Annotated in this window: 8 protein-coding genes; 6 read left to right on the forward strand and 2 right to left on the reverse strand. The window is 43.6% G+C overall.

The window, feature by feature from the left end:
* The first annotated feature begins 241 nt into the window (after positions 1–241).
* On the forward strand, positions 242–1774 hold the full coding sequence (locus N483_RS08925; protein WP_023400277.1) for a PAS domain-containing hybrid sensor histidine kinase/response regulator: 1533 nt from the start codon (positions 242–244) through the stop codon (positions 1772–1774).
* A 12-nt stretch (positions 1775–1786) separates the two neighbouring features.
* Complete coding sequence (locus N483_RS08930; protein WP_023400278.1) at positions 1787–2554, forward strand: substrate-binding periplasmic protein; 768 nt, start codon at positions 1787–1789, stop codon at positions 2552–2554.
* Positions 2555–2681: 127 nt separating this feature from the next.
* Here N483_RS08930 and N483_RS08935 read toward each other — a convergent pair whose 3' ends face one another.
* Positions 2682–6320 carry a LamG-like jellyroll fold domain-containing protein gene (locus N483_RS08935; RefSeq protein WP_023400279.1) on the reverse strand — a complete coding sequence of 1213 codons (3639 nt, stop codon included), beginning with the start codon at positions 6318–6320 and terminating at the stop codon, positions 2682–2684.
* A gap of 337 nt (positions 6321–6657) precedes the next feature.
* On the opposite strand from N483_RS08935, the gene N483_RS08940 reads away from it, so the two are divergent.
* The gene (locus tag N483_RS08940) at positions 6658–7530 is read left to right on the forward strand and encodes a DUF417 family protein (protein WP_023400280.1); all 873 of its coding nucleotides are present in this window, start codon (positions 6658–6660) and stop codon (positions 7528–7530) included.
* Here the strand turns inward: N483_RS08940 and N483_RS08945 are convergent.
* Positions 7493–9106, reverse strand: a complete 1614-nt coding sequence (locus N483_RS08945; RefSeq protein WP_023400281.1) for a diguanylate cyclase domain-containing protein — start codon at positions 9104–9106, stop codon at positions 7493–7495. The two genes, N483_RS08940 and N483_RS08945, sit on opposite strands and share 38 nt — an antisense overlap.
* A gap of 223 nt (positions 9107–9329) precedes the next feature.
* Between N483_RS08945 and N483_RS08950 the strand changes: the two genes are divergently transcribed.
* From N483_RS08950 to N483_RS27675, 3 genes are all read left to right on the forward strand, one after another.
* Entirely contained in the window at positions 9330–10727 is a 1398-nt protein-coding gene (locus N483_RS08950) for a DEAD/DEAH box helicase (protein ID WP_023400282.1), read from the forward strand.
* 268 nt (positions 10728–10995) lie between these two features.
* Positions 10996–11079, forward strand: a complete 84-nt coding sequence (locus N483_RS27670) for a transposase (protein WP_080672626.1) — start codon at positions 10996–10998, stop codon at positions 11077–11079.
* Positions 11048–11239 (forward strand): hypothetical protein, encoded by a 192-nt coding sequence (locus N483_RS27675; RefSeq protein WP_023400283.1) that lies wholly within the window; start codon positions 11048–11050, stop codon positions 11237–11239. Before N483_RS27670 ends, N483_RS27675 begins: the two co-directional genes overlap by 32 nt.
* Positions 11240–11690 lie beyond the last annotated feature (451 nt).

Here is an 11690-nt window from a genome sequence, read left to right on the forward strand (position 1 = left end):
ACTGCTTATTTTTGTGAGTTTCATAAGCAAGTTGGTCAGCATACTTTAATAAAGCCCACTGTACAAGAGAAAAATGATATTTATATGGCAGTTTTACGCAAATTTCCTTGTAATCAGCCAACATGCAATATATTGAGGTGAGGCCCGGTCTCACTGTATATTAAACATGCAATAGTCACGCAGCCAAATTATGTTGTGACTATACTAGTACTAGCAACTAGTCTAACTTTGGAGGGGCCTTGTGCACAGACTAGAAAAGGAACTGTACGCAAAGCTACAAAAACACCCAGAAATTTTCGATTTTGTGGCTGGATCAGCTCTTGATGGCTTTTGGTATTGGGATCTTGAAAACCCGGTAGAAGAATGGATGAGCCCAAAACTCTGGCAAACCTTAGGATATGACCCAAACACCAAAAAACATGAAGTATCTGAATGGCAAAATATCATCAACCAAGACGACCTCAAGTTAGCACTTGAAAACTTCGAAAAGCACAAAGCCGACCCCAGCTACCCCTACGACCAAATCGTTCGTTATACACATGCAACAGGAAAAACAATTTGGATCCGTTGTCGTGGCCTTATCATACGAGATGACAACAATCACCCAATTAGAATGATCGGGGCGCATATTGATATCACAGAAATTAAAGAAAGCGAGCGCCGTGCAATAGAAGCACTTGAAGCCAGAGAGCGTTTTTTTGCTCGTATGTCTCACGAGATCCGCACTCCGCTATTTGGCATTTTAGGTATCGCAGGCACCCTTAAAAGTGCAGTTAACAACGAAAAAATAGCACAAGATATTAGCACCATATTAAGCTGTGGTGAGCAACTACAATCCTTGCTCAATGACATTTTAACACTGGCAAAACTAGATGCTGAAAAGCTCTCAACAAGCATAGAAAAAGTCGCTTTAGGTAGCGTATTTAGTCATATCCATGAGTTATACGATGCAGCAGCCAAAGAGAAAAACTTAACACTGGAAATCGATACCAATAACGCCCAACATGTCTTTGTAAAAACAGACAAAGTGCGTCTAACACAGGTTTTGAGCAACTTGGTCAGCAACGCAATCAAATACACCAAGTCAGGGTCAGTGACGTTAAGTGCTACGCTAAAAGCACATACTTGCACTATTTCCGTCATTGATACCGGAGTCGGCATCAAAGACGTCGACACCATTTTTCAAGCATACAAGCAAGAAGTTAACTCTTATGAAGACATGGTAAGTGGCAGTGGATTAGGGCTTGAGGTCGTCGCGCAACTGTGTGAACTATTAAACTATCAACTGAAATTTGAGTCTCAGCTAGGAGTAGGCACGCAAGTACATATCACCATGCCAGCTGATAAAATGCAGCCACAACAGGAACCTGCCCCCACTCTGTCAGAGTTTAATATGCCCACTATTGAACGGGTGCTCGTGGTTGATGACAACGCTCTAAACTTGGTCATTACCAACAAAATGCTTGCTGCATTCTGCACTACAATTGAGCAAGCTTCCGATGGCTATGAAGCGCTTCAAGTAATTAATAAATCTGAACAATTCGACTTGATTTTGCTCGATATTAATATGCCAAAAATGAATGGTTACGAAGTACTCGCCTTGCTAAATACCATGTCGCTCACAGAGTCAACTCGGATCATCATGTTGTCCGCTGATGCGTACGAAGCCACTCAGCAAAAGTGCCTTGAATTAGGCGCTGATGGGTATTTAACCAAACCGTTTACACAACAAGACTTAATGGCAGCACTCACTGCAACCAACCCAAACACATAGCGTATTCAACTTATGATGAAAATAAAGCGACAAACACGCCCTTTGATCCTCGCTATTTTAGTCTATTTTGCAGGCTGCCATACAAGCTATGCGCAAACATTGACGATCACCATAGGTGAGTACCCGCCTTATTCAGGGGCTCAACTTGTCGAACAAGGGCTCGTGCCGCAAATCATTCGCAAAGCGTTTGCGCAGCAGGGGATAAAAGTGAAGTTTGTATTTATGCCGTGGGCGCGCAGTTTCAAAGAGTCAGAGAAAGTGCGCTATGATGCATCTGCATATTGGTTCTGTACCACTGAAAGACAGCGCGACTATCTGTGCAGCACAGCTCTATATGAAGAAACAGCGGTCTTTTTTTATAATAAAAACAATCCAATACCGCCATGGCAAAGGCTAGAAGAGTTAGATAAATATCGCATTGGTGCTACCCGAGGCTACAGCTATACACAAGAATTTTGGCAGCTTGCCAGTACTGGACTACTCAATATCAGCATCATGACACGCGATGAGCAAAACCTGTCCATGCTGATAAAAGGCCGAATTGACTTGTTTCCAATGGGCCTGCTCCCAGCCAATTATTTGTTGGAGCAAGAATATCCCAATGATAAACACGTACTCAGTTATCACTCCACCCCGCTAATGACTGGAACGCTACATCTGCTATTTCCCAGAACTAAACCGACCTCTGAAAAGCTCCTGAAGATCTTTAACGATGGCATGCAAAAAATAATACACAGCGGCGAATATCAAACGATATTGAATAGCACAAAAACTAAATGACAGAACCGCTTAAGTAATTAAATCTTCATAACTTAACCCCCTAAACAGCACTTCCGTTTTCGCTTGGGTATGATCAAAAAAACGCGGCAAGCGCCGCGTTCTATCAGATTATATTGCCTTTATTTGTTTAGCAAAAGATATGGCAAATGAAATGTTTGGCACCATTGTAAGCATCTTTGGCTGTATCTTCAGCCTTATCTTTGGCGCTATCAAATGCCGTTCCAGCAAAGTCTCCTGCCTTCGCGCCATAGTTATTGACGGCGTCATCAACGCTGATAATGCCGCTAAATACGGCTTGCTGCGCGGAGACACCATACTGCCCCATCGCTTGATCAAGTGGCAACATATTGGTCTGTACAAACCGAATAGCTGGCACGTAATACTGCGTAACTGCTTGGTCCACGGTAAGCATATTGGAGTTAACTGCTTCTAGCCCTCCAATGACACCATTGCCAACTAAGTCAGCCGTATCTGCCACCGAGTTGGTATCAATGACCACATTGACATCCACATCAAGGCCAATCAATACCGCAAGTTCACCTGACACACCCACGGTTAATTCACCGTCTTCATATCCCGCAGTTGCTCCTGCGTTGATCCCAACACCAAGGCCAGCTTCTACACCCCCTTCAGCATTACCACCAACGCCAGCTAAAGAGCCGCTTGCATACCCAGAAGCGGTGGCCATTATCCCAGCTTCCGCACCAGCAGAGCCAGAAATACCATAACACCCATCGCCGTAGCAAAGCTGGCTATCGCCCTCGACATTTGCATAAGCCGTCAATGCCGCAGTCCCTTCAGTCGTCGCACTTGTGCCCGGCACAAAATCCACTTCGACTTCTAGCGTACTTGTGGCTGATACTGTTGCCTGCGTGCCCAATTTAACATGTTGAGAGATCTGGGTTTTATCAATCGTTAATTGCGCTTCAATTTCTGCATCAACCGTAACTTCTGCGCTGTACTCTTGCGACGCTGAACCCACTCCGTCGACTTCAACAGAGCCACCAGCTGTCGCAACCGCGCCAGCACCAATATAGCTTCTTGCTTCTGCATTTACACCATCGGGCCCCACTGAAAACGACAGCTCAGCATCCGCTTCAGCATACGCTTTTGCATTTGCATAACCATTAATACGCGCACCACCAATCAACTCCTTACTCACAGAGGTTTCAGCAGTCACCCCCACTTTCAGTTCAACCGCTTTGTCCACCTCAACAGTTGGAAAATCAATTGAAAAAGCACCAGATTGGATTTCATCACCAATTAATGCAAATACTCCGTTACCCATAGCAACTGAGTTATTCACCACGGCACCAGCAGGCACTCCCGCTATCATTACAATGTTACCGGGGCTAGTATTGACAGACGCTGGCAACTGGTAAGTCTTATAATAGTCAGCGATGGCCACTACGTTGTCGGTAAAACGAATGTAGTCTACATCGGTCATCAATAAGCGTGTTACACGAGTAGAGTCATAACGGTACGTCAACACCAGTGAGTTACCTACTCTCTCAACTGTATAGTTATTTCTGCTGCCGGCTACTTGGAAGACAGTCCCGCCACTAACGCTGCGCTCTAACTCAGCGTCATCAATAAAAACCTTTTGCTGTGTCGATATTGGGTTGCCGTCATAGCGTGTATTTAGCTCAACATTGACATAAAAATCATGATGGGCTTTCGTCACATCTAACTTTAGACCTGTAGCATCATCCGCACTCAGATCTATGCTGCCCCCCTGAATTAAATACTGATTATTTTTATCCAGTAAAACCACATCGTGAGGTAGTCCAGAAATGGTCACAGTCGCATCTTTGCGTACTTTTGGATTGACGATCACATTTAATGGAACGGCCTTTCCAACACCAAAGCTACTTTTGATATCACGGTATTTTCCTTGCACTAAATACCAAGGTTGATCTGCACTCCCCCTCACATAGCGGTCATTTTTTTCGGTAACAACCCATACCCGACCATCGTTATCAACGGCTATTTCTTTCGCTTTGGCACTTAATTCATATTCACCACCATAACTGGGAATATAGTTCGGATCATTCACTGGTACGGCTTTACTCGTGTCACCAAATACATCGGTTGTGGGATCAAAAGGTGCGTTGTCATCAAATGATTTTACTTTCTTAGGATCAATCGCATCCGAAGGCGTAAAGTACCATGGAGCTGAGATACCAAAACGATTTTTTACGTATCCAGCGGCATCAATACCCCAAACCTGGCCATCTGCGCCAACAGCCAGTTTTTTCATAAAGCCATCTTGCGTCAACCAGTCCCCGGATGATTTTTTACCATGTAACTTAATTTCACCTTTAAGGCCATTTCTTACATAGACTTCTCCATTTTGATTGGTTGCCGCAGCCCAAACATAACCATTAGGCTGTACTGCTAACTGCGGGAAAAAGCCATCAACTTGTTGCCATGGCGAATCAAAACGGTCTCGAAAGTATACTCTTCCATCATCCGTACCCGCCCAAACACCTCCGTCTTTATCACTGCCAATGCTGACAAACCGCATCCCTTGATCAACGTCTGTATCTACTTTCCATTCGGTATTTTTGGCACGACTATAAACGACGCCGCGTTTGTTAATACCCCAGTAGATATCACTATGATGCGTTACTTGTTCAATTGGCTCGCCAAAGTCGATACTGCCACTTTTGGCAAACAGTAAGTCATCGTCTTTTGGCGGCACAATGTAAACAAAATTATGCTGCTGAACAGGTTTCACGGCATAGGGTTTTATGCTGCCTGCGTGAACTTCCACCTGGAGTGAGAATTTACCGAAAAAACCTTGTGGAATGTTGAGTAACAGTGCCCCATTTTTCAATGCATTTAAATCGACTACCTGCATATAGGTGCCATTTTTATTTTTCTTAGGTAGCAAAGCATTGCCTTTAATACTCACCCCTTTTGGCAACCCAGATACCGTGACTGCACGATAATCTTGTGGCACGCTTAGCTGTGGTACGGTAAACGGGTAGTCTGCTGACGTAGTGCGAGCTGTGCCAGCTTGCGCACCATGCAGGTGTAGGTAATCTCCGCCCGTTGCATGATCTCGCACACTACCGCCCATCATATCGCTCATATTTAACGGATAATTGGCGATCAACCCCGCAGTGCCAGCCTCAAATACGGCGCGGTTATTTGCGATAATTTGCTTTTGACTACGCACAACATTCCACACCCTAAAGTCATGTATCGCACCTTTAAATAACGCATCTCCATTCCAAGCGCTGCGTCCGATATAACGATGCCGACGACTTTGAGAGCTCGGCACATTCATATTGTTGTTGGTGGCGACCAGCTCCCCATTAATGTATAAATTGGCTGTTTTTGTCTCTCGCTCAAAGGTTGCCGCTAGATGCGTCCAATGGCCAATTGATATTGCCTTAGGTGAATCAACAACTGTTTCATGGCCATCGCGATAAATACTAAAACGAGGTTTGCCTGTTTTAGCGATAGACGTCGCAAAAATTATATTGTCGCTACCAGTTTGATTGAAAAAGTCCAGTAATCGCGAAAAATGCGTTACTTTGTCGACCTTTACCCAAGCTTCAATCGTAAAACTGCCGCCAAAGTCGACATTTTTGTCACTCACCAGTTCCGCATAGTCATCTTGCCCATCGAAAACAACGGATGACGCTACGTCGCGCTCTAGCACGCGATACTCGTCAGCTGCAATCGTTTGCGAAAATATGCCAAACAAGACAACAACCGCATATTGAGTGAATCGCCCAATACAGTGTTTTAACATTATCAATTACCCTTTCTTTATTAATGCGCTTCAATCACATGAATTGATTAGCACATTCGAGATATGCAATACCTAATAACCAAAATATCTAGAATGAAATATTCCGAAGGCTGGGAGGTTATCATGTTAATCAACATAAAGTGGTGTGAAGAGCGCATAAAAACCAGACTAAAGGAGTGATTTTGAAATGAATCATTTGATTTAGCGAGCTTTTTCACCTTTAAAAAAGTTATGGTTAAAGTATCTGGTGAACTCTCAACTCTGTTTTTCAAAAAATATTGAAATATATATGTATGGCATGCGGTCTTTAAGTCTAATCAATTTTCCTGGAGTTCGTATGCAACATAAAATGATTCTTAATATCGTCACTGGATTAACCGCATTCAGCCTGTTTGTTTTTGGACTGTCTATGATGCTCGGTGGAAATGACCGCTATGTGCACGCTCTACTGCAATTCTACACCCTAGATCTTGCGATTTCCGATATGCTGTCTGCGCAACTGTTAGGTGGCATTATTGTTATCACCAGTGCTTTGGTCGTTCTACAGCAACCGATGTTCAAAAAAGCGGCACTGATAAGCATTGTAGTTATTGCGATTGCCTTTTTAGTCACTCTTTTTGGTGAAGCGAGATGGATCCAAGCACATGGTGGATTCCCAGTGATCGGCTCAGGGCAAGGGATCATTAAATACTTTGCTTTGTTACCTATCGTGGCTTACTTATTCTGCCGTGAGAGATTCAGTGCAGCTCAACACATCTGGCTTAATTTCTTTCCTGTTGCATTAGTTTTACTGTGGATAGGCGGCATGAAGTTTATGGAACTAGAAGCCAAAGGTATTGAGCCACTGGTCAGTAACTCTCCATTTATGTCGTGGATGTATCAACTTTTTTCGATACAAATGGCCTCTAACTTAATCGGTATTTATGACATACTCTTTGTCGTGTTACTTATGACGGCCATCATTTTACGCCACACCTTGCTCTTAAAAATAGCGGTACTTGGCTGTGGTGCGGTGTTCTTGATGACACAAACCTTCTTGTTTACCACACCTGGTGCATTAAGCGCGACAACGATACTCACTGGTACTGGACAGTTCGTTATAAAAGATATTTGGTTCATTTGTAATCTATTAATATTAAGCTTTTTGGTGTTATCTCAGTCAAATAAACCCTCTATTCAACCGCACTCATTGACACCTGCGGTGGACTAGGCTTAACAAGGTTAATCACTTTAGCGCAATTACGGCCTATTTCTTTGGCCGTATACATTGCCCTATCAGCGTGATTTAGCAATACTTCTTCACTTTCTCCATTGCTAGGGCGCATAACACATGCGCCAACACTCACAGAGACATATTTAAACACTGATGAACCTTGATGGCGTAACTTAAGCGCCTGAACCGCCGCTAGGCACTTGTCGCAAAAAGCATCTACTTTTTCCGTATCAGGTAAAATAAACACAAACTCTTCACCTCCTACACGGGCGAATACATCACAAGGTCGCTGTGCGAGCTCGTTCAGTGCTTGTGCCACACTACGTAAGCATTCATCTCCCATCACGTGACCATAGTGGTCGTTGTATTCTTTAAAGTAATCAATATCGATCACCAACAAGCTAATTGGGCTGGCAATACGCGCGGCACGGCGCCATTCTTTCTGTAGCTGCAAGTCAAAATAGCGGCGATTGGACACCTGTGTTAGACCATCAATTTGCGTCAATACCTGCAATTGAGCATTGGCTTTGTCTAGTTCATACGTTTTAACTCTCACAGCACGCTGAATAGCAAGCTGTCTTCGATATAACAAACGTACATACAGGAAAGTCAATGCCGTCAAGAAAAAACCAATTACGATTATGATATACGGCAGCGCAGAGGTTCTATTCTGGATAAATTGAGTCGAAGGCACTGCGCTGATAGCCCAGTCTCGGCCCCACACTTGCAACCACGCAGTGTTTGGTGCAAGCTGCGTTTGCATTTGACCATGGCGATGCAGTATTTGTGGCGCTTTGGCTTTTGTCACATCCTCCAGTACAAACTCTATATCACCTTCGCTTTTACCCAATTTCGAGTTTGCAATCAGTGTCTGTATTTTAAATACACCGACCACAAACCCCAAAATATGCGCGCGTTTTTCCAATACCGTGACTGGCTGGTTTAGATATACAGGCCGCATAGCCAAAAAAGCACTATGCCCTTTGGGGTCTTGCACTAACTTAATCCCCGACGTTGCCAAAGGTAGAGCTAAGTCTCTTGACGCTTCAATTATCGTTTGTCGACGACTATCAGACAGCAGGTCAAAGCCAAGTGCAATTTCATTGCCATACAGCGGCTCAACAAATTGTACAGGGTAATACTCGGCCCGCTGTAGTGCACGTTGCATCACTCCTGATTGCTCGCGCTCGGTCACCGAAAAGTGAGAGTAATGACTTAACCCTTGCTGTTCAAATGCGGCGCGATCTTGGTGCAATACGCGTGGTGCCCACTCTAAAGCTTGGATACCTGGGTGATTGATAAGTAAACCAGCAGATACTTGTCTGAATAACGATTTACTCACCTGTGGTTGAGTCTCAAATAAAATTGCCAGGCTATGTAAGGTCGCTAACCGACTCAACACACTTTGCTTGAATGAATCGACGCGCAATAAATATTCTTTATTAAACTCTTGGGAAATGAGCCGTTGTTGTTCAGCATAGAGCATAAAGCCCAATACCCCGGTAAAACCAAAGCCAAACAAAACAACTAACCCTTGAAGTAGTTTAGCGGAGTGACGGTGTGTTAAATCCATACTTATTCCCTCTCATCCTTGCCACATGAAAGTATAGATAAAAGTCGCAAATCCGCTGCATTCTAGTAAGAAAAGAATGTGCCAGCTTAATTTTCCCAGCCAATAATTCATTCGGCAGAAAACCACAACTCTGCTATGATCGCTCTCTCATGGTGTCACTATCGCCTCAAACTAGTCAAAGCAAAGGTCGAGCAGTATCCCGACCAAAAAGAAGAGAACTTGCATGAATTTTTCCCAACTTGGGCTATCTCAAGTATTGCTAAATACACTCCAATCGAAAGGTTACCAATCACCAACCCCTATTCAGCAGCAAGCAATTCCAGCAGTTCTTGCGGGGAAAGATGTCATGGCTGCAGCACAGACGGGGACTGGTAAAACCGCTGCATTCACCTTACCGCTTATCGAGCAGCTACTTGAGGCGCAACAACCCCATGCAAACCAAGCACGTATTCTGGTATTGGCACCAACTCGAGAGCTTGCGATACAAATTGCAGAAAATGTAGAAACGTATAGCGCTGGAACCCGAATTCGCAGCACTGTTGTCTACGGTGGTGTAAAAATAAACCCGCAAATGATGCGCCTTAGAAAAGGGGTTGATATTTTAATTGCCACTCCGGGTAGACTCCTTGATCTGTACCAGCAAAATGCAGTCAAATTTACAGAATTAAGCGCTTTGGTACTCGATGAAGCCGATCGCATGCTGGATATGGGCTTTATTCACGATTTGAAAAAAATCATTAGCCTGTTACCTAAAAAACGTCAAAATTTACTTTTCTCTGCAACTTTCTCAGAACCAATTAGAGCACTCGCGAAAGGACTTTTTTCTGCCCCTGTCGAAATCTCTGTCGCGGCTGAAAATACTGCCGCGAAGAGTGTTAATCAAAGTGCCTATGCGTTAGATAAGTCTCAAAAAAATAAACTTCTTAGTCATTTCATTTTGAATAAGCAATGGCGACAAGTGTTGGTTTTTTGTCGAACAAAACATGGTGCAAACCGATTGGTCACGTACCTTGAGAAAAACCATATCAGCGCGGCAGCGATACATGGGAATAAATCACAAGGAGCCAGGGTTAAAGCGCTAAACGGTTTCAAAAGCGGCGAAGTCAATGTCCTAGTTGCCACCGATATTGTCGCGCGAGGATTAGACATCAGTGAACTTCCTTATGTTGTGAATTATGACTTACCGAATACCTATGAGGACTATGTACACAGAATTGGACGCACAGGTCGTGCAGGCAGTGAAGGAGTTGCGGTTTCTTTTGTGACATTAGCTGATGCTGATGATTTGTACGGAATTGAGCGTTTCATTGGGGCGTTGATACCGCGAGCTGAAGAACCTGGATTTACACCACAAAACCCGGTGCCAGAAAAGGCGCTAGATACACGCCCAATCAAACCTAAAAAGCCTAAGAAGCCGAAAAAAAAGCAGCAACCACAAGCTGAAACGGTGCAGGATACAGCAACCAATAAAGACCCCAAAAAAGGTCAAAAGCCACAAAGACAACAGCGTGCTACAAAAACGCATGAAAACCGCAGTGGCAAGCCTGCATCTAGGCCCAATAAAAAACGACATTCAGCGCACAATAAGCCAAAAAGTGGTGGCCACTCTAAACCTAGTTAATCACGCTCATCGTTTACTGTGAAGCGCAAGTCAAATTGACACTTCACAGTAAACCCTATTTTGCCTTATGAGGGCCTGAGTCGTAATTTACGCATGGCTGCTAAGCCTACATACCACGTTTTTACCACCAGCAAAACAGCTGTAAAATTAATCAGCTGAGTGTAACTCCCCCATTAACTGAAACAGTTCATAAGTAGAACTTCTATCGATATAAGAAGGTACTTTTACGGTGTGAAAAAGTAAGTTCACTGAAACACAGATCGTGCGCATGATCAAAGAAGCTGAATCAGGAGTGCCTGTACTGGAAATATGTCGTAATCATGGGGTTGATCAAAGTACACTTTATAAGTGACGTTCTAAATTATGGTGGGATGGAAGCCTCTGATGTAAAACGTTTAAAAGAGCTTGAAGATGAAAACCGAAAGCTAAAAGATATGTTTAAGATCAGTGTGGTATTTGCTTATGGTGCAGCTGGTTTGAGTCGTAGAATGGGCTATCTTGAGGCAGCATAGTTCTACTAATGAGCTGTACTAAAACTGGGGCAGTTACATATAGCGCTATTACTTTGTTTACTTTACTAATATTTATTACAAACGGTAACAGAAAGGTGGTTATGAAATCAGCTAGTAAAAAGAATAAAAGCCAGTACTGCACTCCTTGCAGTTATTTGGCAATCCCTCTTGATAAGGAATAACACAAACTCGGCAGCCTTCCTTGAATTAGCAAACATTCCCAGATTCAACTCTCAGTAACACCCTGTTTAGGAATAACTGTCTTTCTCACATACTTGTGAGAAGGGAAATAAACTTTTCTCGTTTTAAGCTGGCTTTTTCTTTTATTTCTACTCGCTTTCGAGGCTTTTGCCTTTTAGCTAAACTACAACATATTAGGCCTTAAGGTATCTTAACGACCTTACAGCATCCTAGCTGATTCTCTTCAGCATCCTGGCTGATTCTCTTCAGC

It is taken from the genome of Pseudoalteromonas luteoviolacea NCIMB 1944, assembly GCF_001625565.1.
Classification (GTDB): Bacteria; Pseudomonadota; Gammaproteobacteria; order Enterobacterales; family Alteromonadaceae; genus Pseudoalteromonas; species Pseudoalteromonas luteoviolacea_F.